Genomic DNA, 21,221 nt, shown 5'->3' on the forward strand with positions numbered 1-21,221 from the left:
CAGGGCCGGCCTTCCAGGCGGCCCACGGTTTTTGTGGGACGGGCGTGGGGCTTTCTGTATGTGCTGGCTCCATGAGACGGCTGCCCCTGCCCGCCTTGTGGTTGATGCTCTCTGCCTGCGCTGGCTCGAAGCCGGCGGAACGGGAAGCGCCTCCGGTGGGGGCGCGGGCCCAGGAGGAACACTCGCGCATGGCATACCCGGCGACACGGGTGGACGCGGTGGTGGACACGGTGCACGGCGTGCCGGTGTCGGACGCCTACCGCTGGCTGGAAGACGAGAAGGCACCCGAAGTCCAGGCGTGGATGAAGGCGCAGGATGCCGTCGCGCGCGAGGCCCTGGCGAAGGTGCCCGGCCGCGACGCGCTGGTGCGCCGCTTCCGCGAGCTGTTCTACGTGGACTCCATCTCCATGCCCAGCCGGCGCGCGGGCCGCTACTTCTACATGCGCACCCACAAGGACAAGGAGAAGGCGGTCCTCTACTGGCGCGACGGTGAGAAGGGCGCGGAGAAAGTCCTCCTGGACCCCAACGGCTGGAGCCAGGACGGCTCCGTGTCGCTGGGCACGTGGGCACCTTCGTGGGACGGCAAGAAGCTCGTCTTCGCGCAAAAGCCCAACGCGGCCGACGAGGCCGTGCTGCACGTGATGGACGTGGACTCGGGCCAGTGGTCGAAGGCGGATGTCATCGAGGGGGCCAAGTACGCCCAGCCCCGGTGGACGCCGGACAGCAAGGGCTTCTATTACGAGTGGCTGCCCACCGACGCCTCCATCCCCGTGGACGCGCGGCCGGGCTACACCACGCTGCGCTTCCACGCGCTCGGCGAGGACCCCGCGAAGGATGCGCTGGTGCACCCGCACACGGGTGACCCGAGCACCTTCCTCCAGGGCGACTTGAGCCGCGACGGCCAGTTCCTCTTCGTCTACGTGCTCCGGGGCTGGAACGAGAACGACATCTACTGGAAGCGGCCCGGGGAGAAGGACTTCCGTCTGCTGGTGAAGGGGCAGGGCGCCCGCTACACCGCGCTGGCCTGGAAGGGCCGCTTCTACGTCAACACCGACGAGGGCGCTCCGCGCCAGCGCGTGTTCGAGGTGGACCCGGCGCACCCCGCACGTGCCTCGTGGAAGGAGCTCGTCCCCGAGGACCCGGTGGCCTCGCTCCAGACGATGAACATCGTCGGGGGGCACCTGGCGCTGGAGTACATGAAGGACGCCACCACCGTCATCCGCGTGACGACGCTGCGGGGCAAGCCCGTGCGCGAGGTGGAGCTGCCGGGCGTGGGCGCGGCCTCCAACCTGTCCGGCCTGGAGGACGAGGATGAGGCCTATTTCGTCTTCACGTCCTTCACCACGCCCCGGCGCGTCTACAAGACGTCCGTCCAGAGCGGGAAGTCAGAGCTGTGGGCCCAGGTGGAGCTGCCCATGGACCCGACGGCCTACACCGTGGACCAGGTCTTCTACCCCTCCAAGGACGGCACCCGCGTGCCCATGTTCCTGGTGTACCGAAAGGGCCTGAAGCGGGACGGTGACGCCCCCACGCTGCTGTACGGGTATGGCGGCTTCAACGTGAACATGGAGGCCAGCTTCCGAGCCAGCATCCTGCCCTGGCTGGACGCGGGAGGCGTGTATGCGGTGGCCAACCTGCGCGGGGGCGGCGAGTACGGGACGTCGTGGCATGAGGCCGGTCGCCAGGCGAACAAGCAGAACGTCTTCGACGACTTCCACGCCGCCGCCGAGTACCTCATCCGCGAGAAGTACACCCAGCCTCGCCGCCTGGCCATCCAGGGCGGCAGCAACGGCGGCCTGCTGGTGGGGGCGGCCATGACTCAGCGCCCGGAGCTGTACGGCGCGGTGGTGTGCCAGGTGCCCCTGCTGGACATGGTGCGCTACCACCTCTTCGGAAGCGGGCGGACGTGGATTCCCGAGTACGGGACGGCGGAGAAGGCCGAGGACTTCCGGACGCTTCACGCCTATTCGCCCTACCACCACGTCCGTTCGGACGTGCGCTACCCCGCGCTCTTGATGATGTCCGCGGACCACGATGACAGGGTGGACCCCATGCACGCTCGCAAGTTCATCGCGGCGGTGCAGAACGCACCTGGCGGCTTGTCACCCGCCCTGCTCCGCATCGAAATGAACGCGGGACATGGTGGCGCGGACCAGGTGGCCAAGAGCATTGAATCCAGCGCGGACCAGTACGCGTTCTTGTTCCAGGCGTTGGAGGTGGGAGGGCTCCAGGGTGGGCAGTCAGCGCAGGGCCGCTGACACCCCAGGCGGACACCCGAGTCGGCTCCGGGTGTTCCCTTGAAGGCAGCAAGTCGTTCCCCAATCTTGAGGCGGGGAACGGCGCCTGAAACCGACGTGTTATAGACATGCTTCACCCCGGGTAAGCGCTCGTCGGGCGAGCAACCGGGCAACTCTTCAGGGGCCTACCCTCCCGGTAGGCCAGCAGGTGGCGGATACATGTTCTTCGGACGTGACGACAAGAAGGAAGCCCAGAAGCGGGGACTCACCGTCCCGCTCTTGCCCCTTCGGGACATCATCGTGTTCCCGCACATGGTGGTTCCGCTGTTCGTCGGCCGGGAGAAGTCCATCGCGGCGTTGAAGGACGCGATGGCTCACAAGGGGCCGGACGACAAGGCCGTCATCCTGCTGGCCGCCCAGAAGAAGGCCAAGACGAATGACCCCTCTCCTGACGACATCTTCCACTTCGGCACCATGGGCCATGTCATCCAGCTGCTTCCCCTGCCTGACGGCACGGTGAAGGTGCTGGTGGAAGGCGTGCGCCGGGCCAAGGTGAAGAAGTTCCACCCCAACGACGCCTTCTTCATGGTGGAGGTGGAGGAGGTTGAAGAGCAGACGGAGAAGAGCGTGGAGCTGGAGGCGCTGGTTCGCAGCGTCCACTCCGTGTTCGAGGCCTTCGTCAAACTCAACAAGCGCATCCCGCCAGAGATGCTGATGCAGGTCGCCAGCATCGACGACCCGGCGCGGCTCGCTGACACCATCGTCGCGCACCTGTCGCTGAAGCTGAACGACAAGCAGGCGCTGCTCGAGACGGAGTCCCCGGCCAAGCGGCTGGAGAAGCTGTACGAGCTGATGCAGGGGGAGATCGAGATTCTCCAGGTGGAGAAGAAGATCCGCACCCGCGTCAAGAAGCAGATGGAGAAGACCCAGAAGGAGTACTACCTGAATGAGCAGATGCAGGCCATTCAGAAGGAGCTGGGTGAGCGCGACGAGTTCAAGAACGAGATTCAGGAGATTGAAGAGAAGCTGAAGAACAAGCGGATGAGCAAGGAGGCCACGCTCAAGGTCAAGAAGGAGCTGAAGAAGCTCCGGATGATGAGCCCGATGAGCGCCGAGGCCACCGTCGTCCGCAACTACATCGACTGGATCATCAGCCTCCCCTGGTACGACGAGACGCAAGACAGGCTCGACGTGACGGAAGCGGAGACGGTGCTCAACGAGGACCACTACGGCTTGAAGAAGCCGAAGGAGCGCATCCTCGAGTATCTGGCCGTGCAGCAGCTGGTGAAGAAGCTCAAGGGCCCCGTGCTGTGCTTCGTGGGTCCTCCGGGCGTGGGCAAGACGTCGCTGGCGCGCTCCATTGCTCGGGCCACGGGCCGCAAGTTCGTGCGCCTGTCCCTGGGCGGCGTGCGTGACGAGGCCGAGATTCGCGGCCACCGGCGCACGTACATCGGCGCGATGCCGGGCAAGCTCATCCAGTCGCTGAAGAAGGCGGGCAGCAACAACCCCGTCTTCCTGCTCGACGAAATCGACAAGATGTCCACGGACTTCCGAGGCGACCCGAGCGCGGCGCTCCTGGAGGTGCTGGACCCCGAGCAGAACCACAACTTCAACGACCACTACCTGGACCTCGACTACGACTTGTCGAAGGTGATGTTCATCTGCACCGCGAACACGATGCACAACATCCCCGGTCCTCTCCAGGACCGCATGGAGGTGATTCGCATCGCGGGGTACACCGAGCCGGAGAAGCTCTCCATCGCCCGGCGCTACCTCATCCCGAAGGAGCAGGAGGCCAACGGGCTGGCGGACATCAAGGTGGACATCAGCCGAGAGGCGCTGAAGACCATCATCCACCGCTACACGCGTGAGTCCGGCGTGCGCTCGCTCGAGCGTGAGATTGGCGGCGTGTACCGGAAGATTGCCCGCGACGTGTTGAAGAACGGCAAGCGGGACATGGCGGTGGACCGCAAGATGGCGATGAAGTTCCTGGGCACCCCGCGCTACCGGTACGGCGTGGCGGAGCAGGAGGACCAGGTGGGCATCGTCACCGGCCTTGCGTGGACGGAGCTGGGTGGTGAGATTCTCACCACCGAGGCCACCGTGATGCCGGGCAAGGGCAAGCTCATCATCACCGGCAAGCTGGGTGAGGTGATGCAGGAGTCCGCCCAGGCGGCCATGTCGTACGTGCGCAGCCGCGCCGAGCGCTTCGGCATCGACCGCAAGGTGTTCGAGAACTACGACATCCACGTCCACCTGCCGGAAGGCGCCATTCCGAAGGACGGTCCCTCGGCGGGTGTCACCATCTGCACGGCGCTGGTGAGCGCGCTCACGCGGGTCCTCATCCGTCGCGATGTCGCGATGACGGGTGAAATCACCCTGCGTGGCCGGGTGCTCCCCATCGGCGGCCTGAAGGAGAAGACGCTGGCCGCGCACCGCGCGGGCATCAAGACGGTCCTCATCCCGAAGGCGAACAAGAAGGACCTGAAGGACATCCCGTTGAAGATTCGCAAGCAGCTGCGCATCGTCCCGGTGGAGTTCGTGGACGACGTGCTGCGCGAGGCGCTGGTGTTGGAGAAGCCGGAGGAGTTCGGCCGCAAGCCGTTCTCCGACAGCCTGAAGGCCGCGCCGCCGGACCTTCCGTCCACGCCGGCCCCCGCCCCGGCCTAGTTCCGGGGTGACAGCGGAGGAGTTTCCTCCGTGAGGTACCGAAGCCAGGATGCCGGCCGACCAGGAGTCGCCGGTCTCCTGGCTTCTCCTTTTCGGGGGAGCGGCGCTTCGGGGTACAACGTGCTCCGGTGGCTCCTCGCGCGCGACTCGCCTGGTGGTGTCTCTTGCTGGCCTGGGTGACCGGGGCCTGCGGGCCGTGCGGCTTTCAGCCCGACGCGGGCGTCAAGGTGGTGGTGCCCGCGATGCCCACCACACTGGACTGGAGTCACTCGGACCCCGAGAGCTGGGCCAACTATCCGGTGATGCTGGCCACGCAGCGCGGTCTCACCGTGCTGGGGGCGGACCACTCGGTGCGGCCGGGGCTGGCGGAGCGCTGGGAGCGCACCCGCGATGAGAAGGGCCGCGAGGTCTACGTCTTCCACCTGCGTCGGGATGTGCGCTGGTCCGATGGCTCGCTGCTCACCGCGCGCGACTTCGTCGTGGGATGGCGACGTGCGCTGCGCGGGCGGGAGCGCGGGGAGATGGCGGACCTGGATGGCGCATCGGAGGTGCTGGCGCTCCAGGAGCGCATGGCGCCCGAGGCGGACCTCCGCGCGGCGATGGAGCGGGTGGGCGTGGAGGCCGTGGACGCGCACACCCTGCGGGTGACGCTGGTGCATCCGCGCAGCTACTTCCTGGCCCGTGTGGCCAACGTCTACATCTTCTATCCGGCGCCGGCCGCGGACCTGGAGGGCAGGGCGGATGAGGAGGTCCGTGACTACTTCGACCGGCCTCGTGACGGACGTCCGTTGGCGCTGGGGCCGTACCGCGTGGAGAGCTGGGACCGCGCGGGCGAGCGGGTGCGGCTGGTGTACAACCCGCGTTCGGCGTTTCCTCCGCCGCTGGTGCCCGGCGAGGCGCCCGTGCCCGTCATCACCTTGATGAAGTCGGAGATTGGCCCGGCGCTGTACGAGCGGGGCCGCGTGGACTTCGTCTTCGTGGACAGTGCCGCGGCCCTGCGCGTGAAGCGGCCCGAGGACCTGCAGCGCGAACCTTTGCTGTCGACGTACTACCTGGCCTTCAACACGGAGCGCGCTCCGCTGGACAGGCCCGAGGTGCGTCGCGCGCTGTCACGGGCGTTGGACCGGGAAGCGCTGGTGGCGGGGTTGCTGCCGGCTTCGCGTCCGTCGCATGTGTTGTTGCCTCCGGAACTTCCGGGTGCGGCTTCGACGGAGGAGGCGGCGCGACTGCCGCACTACGAGCCCGAGCGCGCGAAGCAGGAGCTGACTGGGGTGCCCGGGTTGGAGCGGCCGTTGCGGCTCGTGTATCGCGCTGGGGACAACTTCGTGCCGGAGGTCGCCATCGCGGAGCGCGTGGCGGCGCAATTGGCTCGCGTGGGTGTGCAGGTGGTGCTGGAAGCGCGCTCGGATTTCATGGCGGAGGTGGCTCGGCGCACGGCGCAGGGGCCTCGCGCGTATGACCTGTATCTGCGCCGATTGGGCGGGGACTACGCGCACCCGAATACGTTCTTCACGCTCTTCGAGCGCGAGGGCAACCATCAGACGGGCTGGGAGACGCAGGCGGGTGGGGAGCCGATGGGCCGCTTCGAGCGACTCCTGGAGGCGGCGGATGGTGAGGCGGATGAGGCCCGCGCCCATGCGCTGTACACCCAGGCGCAGGAGGTGCTGGTGGGGGAGCAAGCGGTGATTGCGCCGCTCTACCACCCTGACCGCTACTTCCGTGCTCGGGACACGCTGCGCGGTCTGGACGTGGACCCGTTCAACTTCCTGGCGCTGCGCACGCTGCGCCGGTCCGCTCCGGAACCGAAGCAGGCCGAGGTGGCGCCATGACGGCGATGCGTGCGGCGCGCGGCGCGGGCACCATCATGGCTGTTCCCGTTGGAGCTGCGGCGCGCCGAGGTCACGCCATGAAGGCAGGGTGCTTGTGGCACATGGCGCTGGCCCCGTTGTGTCTGCTCCCGGTGGAGTCGCAGCGCGCCGAGGTCACGCCATGAGGTCGGTGCTCCAGAAGCTGGCGCGACAGCTCGTGCTGGTACCGCTCGTGGCGGTGGCCTCGTACTTCCTCATGGCGATGCTTCCGCTCACCACGGAGAGCGAAGCGAAGCGACAGGTGTCACCGGAGCTGGCCGCGTCGTATCGACGGGACCTGGGCATCGGCGAGCCGCTGGGCTTCCTTCGTCCGTGGCAGAAGCTCTGGCGCGGCGAGCGACTGGGCACGAGCGCGCAAGGAGTCACCGGCGACGAGCTGGCGCGCAAGCTGTCCGGCAGTGTCGGCGTCGGACTGCTCGCGCTGCCCCTGGCGCTGACGTGGGCGCTCGGCTTCGCGATGGTGCGCACGCGCTGGCGTCGGGGCCGCTGGGCCGCGCTGGGCGATGTCGTGCCCGCGCTGGCCTTCGGCACGCCTGTCTTCATCCCCGCGCTCCTGCTCGCTCCCGCCGTGGTGGAGCGCGGCAACATGCTGCCGGAGCTTTGCGCCGCGCTCGTCACGTCCATCTGGCCCGGCATCTTCCTGGGCACCCTGGTGGGTGACTCGCTGGAGACGGAACTGTCGCGCGACTACGTGCGCACCGCGCTGGGCAAGGGGCTCGCCCCCGGCACGGTGCTTCGCCGTCACGTGTTGCCCAACGTGCTGCCCGCCTTGCTGGATGCGGTGGGGCCGGTGGCCACGGCGCTGCTCGCCGGCTCGTTCGCCGCCGAGCGTGTGCTGGGACTGCCGTACTTCGGTCAGCTCTACGTCCTCGCCGTCCTCAACAAACAGGTGGCCGTCGTCGTGGTGGCCACCACCACCTTTGCCTCGCTTCTCGTCGTCGTCAGCCTCGCGGTAGAACTCACGCGGTATGCGGTGGACCCTCGCTCACGAGAGGCACGCGCATGAGGCCTGTTCCTGCATCCACCTGCTACGGAGCGGGGTTGTGCGATGCGCAGATTCCGCGCACGTGTCACGCTCGCCCCGCGCGCGGCTTCGTGAGACCGCGGTCGTGTGACTCGCTGATGCCGCGCACACGCGGGGCTCGCCGTATGCACGGTGTCGTGAGCCCGAGGTCGCCGGCTCCACTCGAGGTGCTCGCATGAGACGCGTTCCCGCTCGCGCCACGTTCGGGCTCATCCTCCTCGTGGGCCTCGGCGCGCTGAGCCTCGTGGCCGGGCGCTTGTTCCCGGACTGGCTCGCCAGCACCTGTCCGCTGGGCGTGGACCCGACGCGGCCGGACCGCACGGTGTGCGAGTTGGCCTTTGGTGGGCTCTGGGTGTCCCTCGCCGTGGGCCTGTGCGCGGGCGGGCTCTCCACGCTCATCGGCCTCATCGTCGCGGCCGTGGCTCGACTCGTCGGTGGCGCGTGGGAGCAGGCCCTGCTGCGCGGCGTGGACGCTGTCTTCGCTCTGCCCGACGTGCTCGTCGTCATGGTGCTCCAACTCGCGGGCCAATCCCTCGCGGACGCGGGACACAGCGGCGGCCTGGGCCCCTTCGGATTGATGGTGGCGTCACTCGCGCTCGTCGGCTGGGCGGGCCCCGCTCGCATGTTCCGCAATCGCCTGGCCACACTGGAAGGACAGGAGTTCGTCGCCGCGGCCCGAGCACTCGGCGGTGGCGGCACGCATGTGTTGCGCGTCCACCTCTGGCCCGCCCTGCGCCCCTTCGCCCTGGCCGTGTTCCTCAGCCGCCTGCCCACCGCCATCCTCACCGAGTCCACCGTGAGCTTCTTCGGCATCGCGCGCATGGAACCCATGTCGCTCGGGCGCTACCTGGGCACCAGTTACGCGGCCCTCATCTACGAGGGCGGCGCTCGCGTCGTCCTGCCCGCCTGGGCGCTGCTCGTCCTCCTGGTGCTCGGCGCTTCGCTCGCCTCCCAGGCACTCTCGGCGAGCCCTCGCAAGGCCACCTGAGCAAGCACCGGGGCACCGGTGGGTGTGAGGAATTCCCACCGTGGAAATGTGGGTTCCCATCACACGGAAACCTTTTGCCCAACCGGTGCCCTCATGTCCCTGCCTACCACTGAAGAGACCATCCCCGTGCTCGGCCACGACGCGAAGGAGCGCACGGAACGCAGCGACGAGTTGAAGGTGGAGACCGTGCGCAGCTCGGTCCTTGTCGTGGAGGATGATCCATCCCACCGCGAAATCCTGGTGGAGATGCTGGCGGGCTGGGGATACGAGCCCATGCCCGTGGGCAGCGCCGAGGAGGCGGAGTTCGCCGTGCGCAACAAGCGCATGGATGCCGCCATCGTCGATGTGTTCCTCCCCGGTCGCAGCGGCGCCACGCTGATGTCCCGACTGCGCGAGCGCTTCCCGCAAGCGGTCCTCATCGGCGTGAGCGCGATGAGCGACGCGGCCATGGCGCGCAAGTGCAAGGGCCTGGGCGCGGACCTCTTCATCGGCAAGCCGCTCAACCCGGAGCGACTCTCCGAGGCGCTGCAGTCCAAGCACACCAGCTGGCACTGAAAGCCAGGGCGGCGGCGTGCTCGGAGCGAGCCCCGACGGGGGCGGTTCCGGTTGCGCCGCCCGCTCGAACGGTTGATGCTCGGCTCGTGAAGAACCTCGCTCCCGGCTTCCTGCTGGCCATGCCTCAGCTCGGGGACCCCAACTTCTACCGCTCCGTCATCCTGATGATTGAGCATGGGGAGTCCGGCTCCATGGGGCTCGTCGTCAACCGGGGCGCACCGCTGACCCTGGGCGAGCTGGCGCGCGGGCAGAACCTGGACATCCACACGGAGCGCACCAGCCAGCCCGTCTTCGTCGGCGGCCCCGTGGAGCCTCAACGGGGCTTCGTACTGCACGACGACGGAGGTGTCCTGGAGAAGCACTCGGTGCTGCCCGGGCTGTTCCTCAGCGTGACGCTGGATGCCCTGGGGCCGCTGCTGGAGCGCGGGGCGCCCCGCCTGCGCTTCTGCCTGGGCTATGCGGGCTGGGGACCCCGGCAACTGGAGAGCGAGATTGCCGCTGGCTCCTGGCTCTTCACCGAGGCCAGCGCGGACGCGGTGCTGGATATGGAGCCTGGCAAGTTGTGGGAGACGACATTGCGTGGCATGGGCGTGGACCCAGCCATGCTGGTGATGGGAAGGGGAATGAACTGATGCTTGACGCAGACTTCGTCCGCAGCCGAATCCTGGAGGCCCTGCCGGGCTCCGAGGTGGAGGTCCAGGACACCACGGGGACGGGCGACCACTTCGAGGCCCGTGTCATCAGCCCCGACTTCGCCGGTAAGGCGATGGTGCAGCAACACCAGCTCGTGTACGCGCCGCTCCAGCAATGGCTGAAGTCGGGCGAACTGCATGCCCTGGCCCTTAAGACCTACTCGCCCGAGCAGTGGAAGAAGCTCGGGAACCGCTAACGAAGGAGACCCATCCATGAACCCAGAGCTCAAGGCCCGGTTCGACGAGCTGACCCAGTCGCACCCCATCGTCCTCTTCATGAAGGGCAATGCCCTGTTCCCCCAGTGCGGCTTCTCCGCGCGGGCGCTGCAGATACTCCAGCCCCACGGTGAGGTCTTCACGGTGGACGTGCTGTCCGACCCCGCCATTCGCCAGGGCATCAAGGACTACACGAACTGGCCCACCATCCCGCAGATCTTCATCCGCGGGCAGTTCGTCGGCGGCGTGGACATCCTGGCCGAAATCGCGGAGCGCGGCGAGCTGACCGACCTGGTCGCTGGCAAGCCCCCGGCCTGACCCGGGCTGGAGGGGGGAGGGGAGATTTGCTCCCCTCCTGCGGGTAGAATGGGTGGCCGCTCCCGCGAGGAAACACCGTGGTCACCGCCACTCAGCCCAACCCGTCCGAGAAGACCGAAGAGACCGCAGACCCGTCGGGTGCCCCGCCGGTCTCCAACGCCGCCACCAACGCCGCTGTCGTGTTGACGGATGCCCCACCGGGCGTCGTGCCCGCGGTGGTGGACCCCGATGACCTGGTGGCCACGGCGAAGACGCCCACGCTGATGGAGAAGGTGCAGGCGTTCCGCACCCGGCACGAGAAGTGGGAGATGGCCGCCTTCTTCTTCGGCGGCTTCCTCTACGACATCGTCTCGCTCAGCCGCATCGACGACACGCTGACGATGGTGCAGAGCTTCGCCTACCTGCTCATCCTGGCGACCCTCATCCTGTTGGAGCAGCGCTTTCCGGAGGGCACGCCGCCCCCGGGGGTGCTGTCGAAGGTGTGGCGCTGGCGCGAAGACGCCATCCACTTCTTCTTCGGAAGCCTCCTCAGCGTCTTCATGCTGCTCTTGTTCAAGAGCACGTCGGGCTTCACGCCGTACCTCTTCATCGTGGGCCTCTTCGGCCTGCTGGTGGCCAACGAGCTGCCGCGCTTCCGGCAACTGGGCCCCATCGTCCGCGTGTCGCTGCTCAGCCTCTGCGTGACGATGTACTTCGCCTTCCTCCTGCCCGTGCTCATCGGCCGGATGGGCTTCTGGGTGTTCCTGCTGGCCGTGTCCCTGGGCTGCGCGAGTGTGTTCGGGCTGATGCGGCTGATGGAGCGCCTGCGCCCGGATGTCGAGTACGTGGTGCGCAAGGTGGCCCTGCCGGGCTTCGGCGTACAGGCGGCGCTGCTGATCTGCTACCTGGTGGGCGTCATCCCGCCGATTCCCCTGGCCGTGCAGTACTCGGGCATCTTCCACGAGGTGAAGCGCGTCAGTCCGGGCCTGTACCAGCTCACCTCGGTGGACGACTCGCTCTGGTACAAGCCGTGGACGTGGTTCGGCCCGGACTTCGTGATTCGGCCCGGCGACAAGCCGTACTACTTCTTCCGCATCTTCGCCCCGAAGCACTTCGCGCCCTACAAGGTGCGCGTGCGCTGGTACTACGACCACCCGGAGAAGGGCTGGACGACCAGCGGCAACGGCTTCATCGCCAACGTCAGCAGCAACGGGACGGACGGCGGCTACCGCTTCTACGCCACCACGTCCAACCTGAAGCCCGGCAACTGGCGCGTGGTGCTGGAGACGGAGGCCGGGCACGAAATCAACCGCCTGTCCTTCACCGCCGGTCTGGACACTCGCACCGAGCCGCGCGACCTCAAGGTGGAGTACTCCACGCTCAAGGAGATCATCCCCCTTTCCGCCGAGGAGTGGGCGAAGACGCGCAAGCCTACCGACAAGGTTCCGGGTGAGACGGCACCGCCCGCGTCGGCTCCGACCGACGAAGCCCCCATCCCCGTGGAAGTCGCCCCCTCGCCCACGCCCTAGTCGCGCGCGGGGCCGTCACTTCGCGCGAAGCCCTGTGAGATACTGAGCTCATGCTTCCTCGCCGCAAGTCCTCCCATGCGCGGTCCTGGCTGCTGCCGGGAACGCAACTCGATTACGAGATTGCGCGCGCCGTCGACATGACGTTCGAGGACGGCGAGGGCTTCGCGCCGGTGGCGGGCGGGCTGGCCATCTGGCACCTGGACCGGTGGCTCGCGGGTTCGCGGGCGACGGTGTACTCGCTCTACGAGACGCTGGGCGGCATGTGTCCCATGGGCCTGTCCACGCTGGAGCGCACGCACTTCGAACAGCGGCTCAAGCAGCGGTTGGAGCGGGCCCTGCTCGATGGCGAACTGACGGTGCGCGAGGTGCCGCTCGTACGCCACGTGCCGCCTCCGTTCACCGAGCCGGTGGTCATCGAACGCGAGGCTCCGGTGGAGCGTCCCGCGCCTCCGCCTCCCACGCTCGAGCAGGACATCGCCGCGCAGGTGCGCGCCTTGCGACAGGCGGCCGCCGACGGCACGCCCTTCTGCGAGGAGTGCGCGAAGAAGGCCCTGCAAGGGCCCCAGAAGCGCGCCGCCTGAAGGGGAGAACGAGGATGTCACCGCGCGCCAGACACTTGTCAGCGTTGCTCTGGGCGGCTCCGGAAGAGGGCTCGCCTCCGCTGGAGCGCTACGCCCTGCTCGACGCGGCCCGTGAGCCGCGCGTGTACTCGCTGATTCGCTGGGAGCCCGCCGCTTCGTGTCTCTACGAAGGGCGCATCCCCGCCGAGCTGGCCGAGGTGGCTCCCTACCTGGTCCGGCTGCGGCCCGATGCTCCTCTCCTGGGAGAGCTGCTCGGTACGGGGTGGGGCCGCGCGTGGGGGCTCTACGTCGAGGCGCCCGTCGCGCCGGAGTTGCTGCGCCGTCACTTCCGACGGTTCCTCAAGGTCCAGGACGAGCGGGGCAAGCGCCTCTACTTCCGCTACTACGACCCTCGAGTGCTCCGGACGTACCTGCCCACGTGCAACGCCGAGGAACTCCAGTTCGTCTTCGGTCCCGTCCGCTCGTTCTTGATGGAGGACGAGGAGGGCTCGTCGCTGCTGCGCTTCTCGCTGCGCGACGGGGAACTCCTGCTCCAGCGCGTGCCGCTCCTGGCCGACACCGTCGCCGCCTGAGCTGCCGTGTTTCTCGTCGCGCGCGGGCGGCGGGGCGCCTGCCCAGATACCTGACATATAGCTGTCACGCCCGAGGGTCATGGTGCGTCTTACGAAGCCGTCGAGCTTCCGGACCCGCCCAGGACCCCAGGCCCCATGATTCCCATCCCCTTGATGTTCTTGCCTTTCCCCTTCATTCCGGCCGAAGAGACGCGCTCCAGGGTGGGCGGTGCGAAGAACCCGGGACGTCGCCAGCGCGTGGTTGCCGCACCCCGGAATGTGAAGGAGGTCGCCTTGTCGCCTCGAAGCAAGAGCCCGTCATCCGCCACCACCCCGCGTCGGAGCGGGAAGGGTGGACTGGCTCCGGTGCTGACGACGCGGGAGCTCAACCGGGCCCTGCTCCAGCGGCAGTACCTGCTGCGCCGGACGGCCAGCTCGCTCCCGGAGGTGATTGAGCACCTGGTGGGGCTTCAAGCGCAGGCCGGCAACGCGCCCTACCTGGCTCTCTGGACGCGGATGAAGGACTTCCATCTCGACGACCTGACGCGGTGCTACCAGGAGCGCACCGTCGTTCGGGCGACGATGATGCGGTCCACGCAGCACCTCGTCACCGCGCGCGACTTCCAGCGCCTGCGGCCCACGCTCCAGGCGGTCCTGGACCGGATGATGAAACAGAGCGTCTATCCGCGGGAGCTGGTGGGGTTGGACCTGGACCTGGTGGTCGCCGAGGGACGGAAGCTGCTCGCCAAGGAGCCCTTGAGCACCGTGGAGTTGGGGCGTCGCCTCCAGGCGCGCTGGCCGGAGCGGGATGCTCGTGCGCTGAGCTTCGTGGTGCGGGTGGCTGAGCCGCTCGTCACCGTGCCTCCCTTCGGGACGTGGGGCGTGGGCGGAGAGGTGGAGTTCGCCACGTCGAAGTCGTGGTTCGGTGAGCCGCCAGGCCCCGCGCTGCCCCTGGAGGACGTGGTGCTGCGCTACCTGGGCGCCTTCGGTCCCGCGAGCGTGAAGGACATGCAGGCCTGGTCCGGGCTGATTCGACTGGCGGACACCGTCGAGCAGCTTCGTCCTCGGCTGCGAACGTTCCGCGACGAGCAGGGGGTCGAGCTGTTCGATGTGCCGGACGGGCCTCGGCCAGAGGGGGATACGCCGGCTCCGGTGCGCTTGGTGGCGGAGTTCGACAACCTGCTGCTGTCGCATGCGGAGCGCTCGCGCATCATCTCCGAGCCCTACCGCAAGCGTGTCTTCACCATCAACGGCATCATCCGTCCGACGGTGCTGGTGGATGGCTTCGTGCGAGGGATGTGGAAGCTGGAGCGCGAGAAGGAGCGCGTCACGCTGCGCATCGAACCCTTCGAACGGATTGCGCGCGAGGACCGCGCGGCGCTGACGGAGGAGGGGGCGCGGCTGCTCGCCTTCGCGGCTCCTGACAGCCCGTCCCACGACGTCCACTTCGCGCCGGTGTCCTGACGCGAACGGGGGGCGTCGGGCTTCGCGCCACAAGGTGGGCTCGGAGCTTGTGACTCCGAGCCCCGCGTCGGGCGCCGAGAGTCGGACCGTCGGGCCCGACTCCGTCGCCGCGTGCTACTTGCGCTTGCCGGCCTTCGCCTTCTTCGCGGGGGCCTTCTTCGCGACGCGGGCCTGGGGCTTCTTCGCGGCGGACTTCTTCGCCTTCGCGGCCGGGGCCTTGTCGGCATTCCACAGGCCGCCCATCCACGCCTCGATGTCCTTCACCGTGCGCGGGATGTTGGCGGAGAGCACCTTGCAACCCCGAGCGGTGACGACGAGGTCGTCCTCGATGCGCACGCCGATGCCTCGGTAGCGCGCGGGCACCGTGAGGTCGTCCTTCTGGAAGTACAGGCCCGGCTCCACCGTGAGCACCATGCCCGCCTGGAGCTTGCCGTACTTGTAGGCCTCCTGCCGCGCCTGCGCGCAGTCGTGCACGTCCAGGCCGAGCATGTGGCTGACGTTGTGCAGCGAGTAGCGCTTGTAGAACTGGTGCTCGTCCTTGAGCGCCTCGGCCGCGCTCTCGAGGATGCCCAGCTTCTGCAGCCCCTCGGCCAGCACGCGCATGGCGGCGCGGTTGGGCTCCATGAAGTCGTTGCCCGGCTTCACCGCCGCGAAGGCCGCCTCCTGCGAGGCATACACGAGGTCGTAGATGGCCTTCTGCTCCGGTGTGAAGCGCCCGGAGATGGGCAGCGTGCGGGTGATGTCCGCCGTGTAGAGCGTGTGGCCCTCCACGCCCGCGTCCAGCAGCAGCAGGTCCCCGGGAACCAGCGGGCCGTCATTGCGCGTCCAGTGCAGCACGCACGCATGCGAGCCGCTGGCGGCGATGGTGTTGTAGCCCACGTCATTGCCTTCCACGCGGGCGCGGAGGTTGAACACGCCCTCCACGTAGCGCTCGCTCTTGGCGACCTTCAGGCTGCGGATGACGTCCTCGAAGCCGCGCTGCGTGGCGTCGATGGAAATCTGGAGCTCGCGCAGCTCCTGCGAGTCCTTGATGAGCCGCATCTCCGACAGCGTGGTGGCCAGCGCCTTGTCGCGCTCGCCGCCCTCCGTCACCGCGCCGTCCACCTTGGCCGAGTGGCCGCGCAGCACGCGCGTGGGCTTCGTCGCCGCGCCCTTGAGGCCCGTCAGGTAGTCCGCGAGCGTGTCCAGTCCGCGCGCCTCGTCCACGTCATGTCGCGCGCGGCTCTCCGGCACGCCCAGGCGCGGGCCCACCCACAGCTCGCCCTTCACGCGGTCCGTGAAGAACGTCGCGTTGGCGCGGCCCGGGTTGGGCTCCACGAAGAGGATGTCCGTGTGGCCGCCGCCGTCCTTCGGCTCCAGCACCAGCACGCAGTCCGGCTCCAGGTTGCCCGTCAGGTAGTAGAAGTCCGTGCCAGGGCGGAAGCGGAAGTAGGTGTCGTTGGCGCGCACCTTCTCGTGGCCCGTGGGGATGACCAGCGTCTCTCCGGGGAACGCCTGTGACAGCGCCTTGCGACGGGCCTTGAAGGCGTCCGCGTACTTGATGCGCGGAGGCAGCTTCTGCGCGGAGGGCTTCCACTGCTGAAGCATGAAGTCCAGCAGCGCGGGCGGCGGCACCGAGTCGTGGCTGGCGGGCTTCGCTGGCGCCTGCGGCTCGGACGTGACGAGGGGCTGCTGCTCACCGACCGCGGGCTGCGAGCTGTCGGAAGCGACCGGGGACGAAGGGATGGACGTGGCCATGGCGAGGCACTCTTCAACAGCGCCCCGCGCTCCTCAAGCCCGAGATGCATCCTGACGCGGAGCAGTGTCTTCCGCGAGAAGGGCTACTTGCCCGACGAGCACGGGAACCGCCGTCTCCACCCTGAGGATGCGAGGCCCCAGGGAGAACGGCCGAAAGCCGTGGGACTCCAACAGTTGGGCCTCGAACGACACCCAACCCCCATCGGGGCCGATGGCCAGGACGGAGCGCTGGCCGGGGGCTGCTGACACGGCGCGCAGCGGCTGGCTCGCGGGCGGGTGGGGGAGCAGGCGGACGGCGTCGGGGGGGAAGACGGTGTCGAGTTCGTCCTCGACGAAGGGGCGGAAGCGCTCGCGGACGAGGACCTCCGGCAGGTACGTGTCGCGGGCCTGCTCCAGGCCCTGGAGGAGCAGCTCTCTCACGAAGGCGCCGTCGAGCACCTTGGAGTCGAAGTAGCTCTTCTCCACCCGGGCCGCGTTGACCAGGACGATGCGGTCCACGCCCAGCGAGGCCACGGCGGGGAGGACCTTCTTGAGCGCCTTGGGCCGGGGGATGGCGAGCAGCAGGTCGATGCGGGCGCGCGGCGGAGGCGGCTCGGTGAGGTCCACGCGCAGGTGGAGGACGCCGGGGCTGTTCTCCAGCACTTCGCCGGTGCCGATGAGTCCGCCCAGGCGGCCGACACGCAGGGATTCGCCGGGCTCGGCGCGGAGCACCTCGCGCGCATGCTGGGCCCGGCGGCCGGTGAGGCGCGCGGTGCCGTCCGGAAGGAAGTCCTCGTCGAAGAGCAGCAGCAGGTTCACGGGGAGCTTCTGTACCCCGGCCAGGGGGCGCCGTGGGGCCCTTCTTCCCTCCGGGGTGGCCCTGGAGCGCCCGGCTCCCTGACAGGTGGGGCGCCCTTCCACCAGCAGTGCTTGCCCGGCCCCGGGCCGTGCCGTAAAGCCGGGCTGTGCGTAACCTTTGTCTTCGCTGCCATCGCCCCGAGAGCACCTGCTACTGCTCGCAACTGCCGCCTCGGCTGGACACTCGCACCCGCGTCGTCTTCCTCCAGCACCCGCGTGAGCGCCGCGTGGCCATTGGCACCGCGCGCATGGCGCACCTGGCGCTGGCCAACTCCGAGCTTCACCACGGCGTCGACTTCACCGGCCACACCCGGCTGGAGGAGCTGGCCGCGGACCCCGGGTCCGTCGCGGTCCTCTTCCCTGGGGAGGACGCCATCTCCGTGGAGCAGGCGCGCGCGCATCCGCCGAAGACGCTCATCGTGGTGGATGGCACCTGGCCACAGGCGAAGAAGGTCGTCGCCCGGAACCCGCTGCTCGCCGGGCTGCCGCGCATCGGCTTCGTGCCTCGCCGCCCGAGCAACTACCGCATCCGCGCGGAGCCCGCGGACCACTGCGTCTCCACCATCGAGGCGGTGGTGGAGATCCTCGGGCTGCTGGAAGGTGAGCCGGAGCGCTTCGACACGATGTTGAAGGCGTTCGAGTACATGGTGGACACGCAGTTGGGGCGACAGTCGACGCGGACGTCGCCGAACCGGCGCCGCATCCACTTTGGTCCGTGGCGTCCGCCGCAGGAACTGCGCTCGCTGGCGGAGGACTTCGAGAACCTCGTCGTCTTCTACGGCGAGGCGAATGCGCACCCGACGGGTGCGGACATCCCGCCGGAGCTGGTGCACGTGGTGGCGTGTCGTCCGGCCACGGGCGAGCGCTTCGAGGCCATCATCGCGCCCGAGCAGCCGCTGGCTCGCAGCACGACGTTGCACGTGGAGCTGTCGGAAGAGGTGCTGCGCGCGGGTGAGCCTCGGGTGCAGGCGCTGGAGCGGTTCGAGCGCTTCCTGCGTCCCGATGACGAGCTGGCGGTGTGGACGACGTTCGCGCTGGACCTGCTGTGGAGCGGCGGGGTGAAGCGCAGGCCCGCGAGGAACGTGCGGCTGGCCACGGCGCGTGCGTTGGAGGGCAAGGCCGGCGGTGTGGAGCACGCGATGGAGCTGCTGGCCGGTCCGGACGTGCCCTCGTGGGCACCCGGGCGCGCGGGCACGCGCATCCGCGCGCTGGAGTCCGTGCTGCGCGTGCTCGTGGAGCGTGGCCTCGCCCAGGAGCCGATGAAGCGGGTGAAGCAACAGCGCACGGGCACCGAAGGCTGACGCGTTGGGCACCGGGGTGCTCGCGGGGTTCAGGGCAGCAGCGCGGTGCCGGCCTCTCGCGCGTACCGGCCGCGCGGGAAGTCGTTCAGGTACTGGCGATACTCCATCTTCGCGTCCTGCCCCTGGAGCCGCTCCTCGAAGCAGCGTGCGCGCAGATAGCGCGCCTGCTCGCGGTGGTCCGTGCGTGGGCTCTTGTCCGCGATTTCCTCCAGGCCCGCGAGGAAGTTCTCACACGTCCGTGGCCCCATCTGGATTCGCGCGTAGCCCAGGAACCGCTCGTCAGCGTCCTTCGACAGCAGGGACATCGGAATGAGTCCCTCCTTCTTCTTGGGCTGAGGACGCTCCGCCACCTGCACCGGCGGTTTCGTCTCGGGAACGTTGGGAGCCAGCTGCGCGGGAGGCAGCTTCTCCGTCACCGACGGCGCGGGGTAGGGCGCGAACTCCTGCGTGGGGTCCGCGGGATTCCGAGGAGTGGAGGCCGGCGAGGGCGTTGACGAGGCCACCGCGGTCGGCGGCGGTGACGTGGGCTCCACGGGGGACTTCTCCCTGACCTCCGATGCCTCTGGCGGAAGCGGAGCCTTCTCCTGTCGAGACTTCATGGATGCGGCCACCACCTTCGACTTGCGCTCCACCTTGTGGGAGGGCTCCGTTGCGAGGGCCGGCTTCACGGTGCTCGGCGTCTGGGGGGCATGGGCCACCGCCGGCACCACGCTCGGAGCTGCCTCGGGTGTGCTCGCACCTGTCGGCACCGTCGGGCCTGGCTCCTGCGTGGACGACTCGGTGGGAAGGTCCATCGAGTCGAGCGCATCGCGGTCCGGCTCGGACAGCGGTTCCTGCTTTAGCGCGCCCCCCTGCTCGGACAACTCCACACGCTCGCCCGCGCCCACCATCCGCGCGGGCTGGCCCTGCATCTCCACGCGGACTCGACCTTCGGAGACCGCCACCGATGCCCCCAGGGCCGTGCGCTCCACGGTGAACACCGTGCCCACCACCGACACTCGCAGGCCCGCGACGTCCACGAGGAAGCCACGGCGCTCCGCATGCGAGGCCTTCACGGACACCCGGCCCTGGCGCACCGTGAGGTGCACGTCGCTCGCCTCCGCGCGAGACAGCTCCACCTCCGAGTCCGACGACAACCTCACCCGGCTCGCGTCCGGCAGGCGCAACATCGCGGAGGCTCGCGCCGGAGTCTTCACCGCCGCCCCCGAGCGCAAACGCATCCCGGCCCGCAGCTCTCGCTCCGCGCCGCCGCGCTCGCGCATCACCGCGCCCGTCGTGCTCTCCGCTCGGGTCGAATCCTGCTCGGCGGGGGACGTGGGCGTGCCCATCGCCACCGTCGCCTCGGGAGGCGGAGCCGCTTGCTCCGCGAGCACCGCTTCAGGAGGACGGGGACTCACGGACGGCCCTGTTGGACGGCTCACCCAGAGCGCGAACACCACGGCGCAGGTTCCCGCGAGCGCGAGCGCCCAGGGCCACGTCGGTCGGAATGACTTGTCCGCCCGTCGCGCGCTCACCGTTCTCACGGGCGACAAGGTCGCGGTGGACTTCCCCTCCTGTCGCGCGTGTTCCTCGCTCCCGGAGCGTCGCGCCGTCGCGGTGCTCCACGGCCATCGGGACCGCCAGGACTTCACCTCCAGCCGCGCGGCGGCCTCGGCGCGCAGCTTCGTGCCCACCGCGTCCCAGTTCACCTGGGGCTCCACGCTCCTGGCCTCGTGCAGCACGGCGCGGCTGGCCCGCACCTGCTCCCACTCGGCGGTGCAGGTCGCGCAGCTCGACAGGTGCGTGCGCGTGCTCGCCGTGTCCTCGGCGCTCAGCTCGTTCGCCGCCAGCGCCCACAGCGCCCGTGCCTCAGGGTGCGCCATGAGGGCCTCCAGGGCGGCGGGTGGCGAGCAGTCGCTGCATGGCCTCGTTGAACTCCAATCGCGCGTGGTGCAGGCGGCTGCGGACGGTGTTGGGAGAGCTTCCCACGGCCTCGGCGATTTCGTCCGGGCTCATTCCGCACAGCTCGTAGTACACGAAGACGATTCGCTTCTTCGGCTTGAGCTTCTCCAGCGCCGCCTCCACCAGCCGAGCCGCCTGCCGCCGCGATGCGGCACGCTCCGGGTCCTCGTCTGGAGACTCTTGCTCGGGCGGCTCCGCGACCGAGTCCTCGGGCCTGCGCCGTTTCCAGCGCAGATGCGACAGCGCCACGTTCGAGCACACCCGGTAGAAGAACGTCCGGAAGCGCGACTCGCCCCTGAAGCCCTTCACCGCCGTCAAGAGCCGCAGGTACACCTCCTGGAGCAGGTCCTCCACGTCGACGCGATTGCCCACCAGGTGCCGCAAGGTGCGCGCGGCGTCCACCCGGGTCAGCTCGTAGAGGTGCTCGAAGGCCGTGGTGTCTCCTTCCTGGAGCCGGCGCACCAGCGACTGGAGCTGGGGCTCATCCGACGTGGGAGGTGAGGAAGGGCCCTGTCCAGGGCGCTCCTCGGGCGAGGCGGCCGGCGCCAATGCCTGGGCTTCGCGGAAGATCACCGGACGCTCTCCCTCCGGGACGCGCCATGAGGTCCCCCCCTGTAGGAGCGCCCCACCGTCCATGTGAAAGGTCCAGGCCAGCACACTACCTCCGTGCCCCTGGGTCGCCGCAGCGACGTGACCCGATCAAAAAAGATTTTTGATCAGCCGTCAGCGCCTC

18 protein-coding genes are annotated in these 21,221 nt (G+C 68.9%); 14 read left to right on the forward strand and 4 right to left on the reverse strand.

Annotation, left to right across the window (positions count from 1 at the left end; genetic code table 11):
- The first annotated feature begins 188 nt into the window (after positions 1 to 188).
- The 13 genes from HUA74_RS38465 (at position 189) to HUA74_RS38525 (ending at position 14,672) form a co-directional block, all read left to right on the forward strand.
- Positions 189 to 2,258 carry a prolyl oligopeptidase family protein gene (locus HUA74_RS38465; protein ID WP_254623996.1) on the forward strand — a complete coding sequence of 690 codons (2,070 nt, stop codon included), beginning with the start codon at positions 189 to 191 and terminating at the stop codon, positions 2,256 to 2,258.
- 198 nt (positions 2,259 to 2,456) lie between these two features.
- Positions 2,457 to 4,907 carry an endopeptidase La gene (gene lon / locus HUA74_RS38470; RefSeq protein WP_141642433.1) on the forward strand — a complete coding sequence of 817 codons (2,451 nt, stop codon included), beginning with the start codon at positions 2,457 to 2,459 and terminating at the stop codon, positions 4,905 to 4,907.
- A gap of 242 nt (positions 4,908 to 5,149) precedes the next feature.
- Positions 5,150 to 6,736: a peptide ABC transporter substrate-binding protein gene (locus tag HUA74_RS38475; protein ID WP_217443681.1), complete on the forward strand. Its 1,587-nt coding sequence runs from the start codon at positions 5,150 to 5,152 to the stop codon at positions 6,734 to 6,736.
- A gap of 160 nt (positions 6,737 to 6,896) precedes the next feature.
- Positions 6,897 to 7,781, forward strand: coding sequence for an ABC transporter permease subunit (locus HUA74_RS38480; RefSeq protein WP_141642431.1), 885 nt, complete (start codon positions 6,897 to 6,899; stop codon positions 7,779 to 7,781).
- Between the two features lie 193 nt (positions 7,782 to 7,974).
- The gene (locus HUA74_RS38485; protein ID WP_174458563.1) at positions 7,975 to 8,787 is read left to right on the forward strand and encodes an ABC transporter permease subunit; all 813 of its coding nucleotides are present in this window, start codon (positions 7,975 to 7,977) and stop codon (positions 8,785 to 8,787) included.
- A 93-nt stretch (positions 8,788 to 8,880) separates the two neighbouring features.
- Positions 8,881 to 9,342, forward strand: a complete 462-nt coding sequence (locus HUA74_RS38490) for a response regulator (protein ID WP_141642429.1) — start codon at positions 8,881 to 8,883, stop codon at positions 9,340 to 9,342.
- A gap of 86 nt (positions 9,343 to 9,428) precedes the next feature.
- Positions 9,429 to 9,974, forward strand: a complete 546-nt coding sequence (locus HUA74_RS38495) for a YqgE/AlgH family protein (protein ID WP_141642428.1) — start codon at positions 9,429 to 9,431, stop codon at positions 9,972 to 9,974.
- Entirely contained in the window at positions 9,974 to 10,231 is a 258-nt protein-coding gene (locus HUA74_RS38500) for a BolA family protein (protein ID WP_141642427.1), read from the forward strand. Before HUA74_RS38495 ends, HUA74_RS38500 begins: the two co-directional genes overlap by 1 nt.
- A gap of 16 nt (positions 10,232 to 10,247) precedes the next feature.
- Positions 10,248 to 10,568 (forward strand): Grx4 family monothiol glutaredoxin, encoded by a 321-nt coding sequence (gene grxD / locus HUA74_RS38505; RefSeq protein ID WP_141642426.1) that lies wholly within the window; start codon positions 10,248 to 10,250, stop codon positions 10,566 to 10,568.
- A 77-nt stretch (positions 10,569 to 10,645) separates the two neighbouring features.
- Positions 10,646 to 12,076: a DUF2914 domain-containing protein gene (locus tag HUA74_RS38510; RefSeq protein ID WP_174458564.1), complete on the forward strand. Its 1,431-nt coding sequence runs from the start codon at positions 10,646 to 10,648 to the stop codon at positions 12,074 to 12,076.
- Between the two features lie 50 nt (positions 12,077 to 12,126).
- The gene (locus tag HUA74_RS38515) at positions 12,127 to 12,657 is read left to right on the forward strand and encodes a hypothetical protein (protein WP_174458565.1); all 531 of its coding nucleotides are present in this window, start codon (positions 12,127 to 12,129) and stop codon (positions 12,655 to 12,657) included.
- Positions 12,658 to 12,671: 14 nt separating this feature from the next.
- Complete coding sequence (locus HUA74_RS38520) at positions 12,672 to 13,229, forward strand: DUF4123 domain-containing protein (RefSeq protein ID WP_141642423.1); 558 nt, start codon at positions 12,672 to 12,674, stop codon at positions 13,227 to 13,229.
- Between the two features lie 273 nt (positions 13,230 to 13,502).
- The gene (locus HUA74_RS38525) at positions 13,503 to 14,672 is read left to right on the forward strand and encodes a winged helix DNA-binding domain-containing protein (protein WP_254625447.1); all 1,170 of its coding nucleotides are present in this window, start codon (positions 13,503 to 13,505) and stop codon (positions 14,670 to 14,672) included.
- Between the two features lie 114 nt (positions 14,673 to 14,786).
- On the opposite strand, the gene HUA74_RS38530 is transcribed toward HUA74_RS38525, so the two are convergent.
- Together HUA74_RS38530 and HUA74_RS38535 are read right to left on the reverse strand one after the other, a co-directional pair.
- On the reverse strand, positions 14,787 to 16,409 hold the full coding sequence (locus HUA74_RS38530; protein ID WP_174458567.1) for an aminopeptidase P family protein: 1,623 nt from the start codon (positions 16,407 to 16,409) through the stop codon (positions 14,787 to 14,789).
- A 33-nt stretch (positions 16,410 to 16,442) separates the two neighbouring features.
- On the reverse strand, positions 16,443 to 17,207 hold the full coding sequence (locus tag HUA74_RS38535; RefSeq protein ID WP_174458568.1) for a 16S rRNA (uracil(1498)-N(3))-methyltransferase: 765 nt from the start codon (positions 17,205 to 17,207) through the stop codon (positions 16,443 to 16,445).
- Between the two features lie 146 nt (positions 17,208 to 17,353).
- On the opposite strand from HUA74_RS38535, the gene HUA74_RS38540 reads away from it, so the two are divergent.
- Positions 17,354 to 18,547: a DTW domain-containing protein gene (locus tag HUA74_RS38540; RefSeq protein WP_174458569.1), complete on the forward strand. Its 1,194-nt coding sequence runs from the start codon at positions 17,354 to 17,356 to the stop codon at positions 18,545 to 18,547.
- A 29-nt stretch (positions 18,548 to 18,576) separates the two neighbouring features.
- Here the strand turns inward: HUA74_RS38540 and HUA74_RS38545 are convergent, their stop codons facing one another.
- Positions 18,577 to 20,409, reverse strand: a complete 1,833-nt coding sequence (locus HUA74_RS38545; protein ID WP_174458570.1) for a FecR domain-containing protein — start codon at positions 20,407 to 20,409, stop codon at positions 18,577 to 18,579.
- A complete protein-coding gene (locus tag HUA74_RS38550; RefSeq protein ID WP_174458571.1) occupies positions 20,396 to 21,061 on the reverse strand; it encodes an RNA polymerase sigma factor in 666 nt (221 codons plus the stop codon). Before HUA74_RS38550 ends, HUA74_RS38545 begins: the two co-directional genes overlap by 14 nt.
- Positions 21,062 to 21,221 lie beyond the last annotated feature (160 nt).

Origin of the sequence: Myxococcus sp. CA051A, assembly GCF_013336705.1 — a bacterium.
Classification (GTDB): Bacteria; Myxococcota; Myxococcia; order Myxococcales; family Myxococcaceae; genus Myxococcus; species Myxococcus llanfairpwllgwyngyllgogerychwyrndrobwllllantysiliogogogochensis.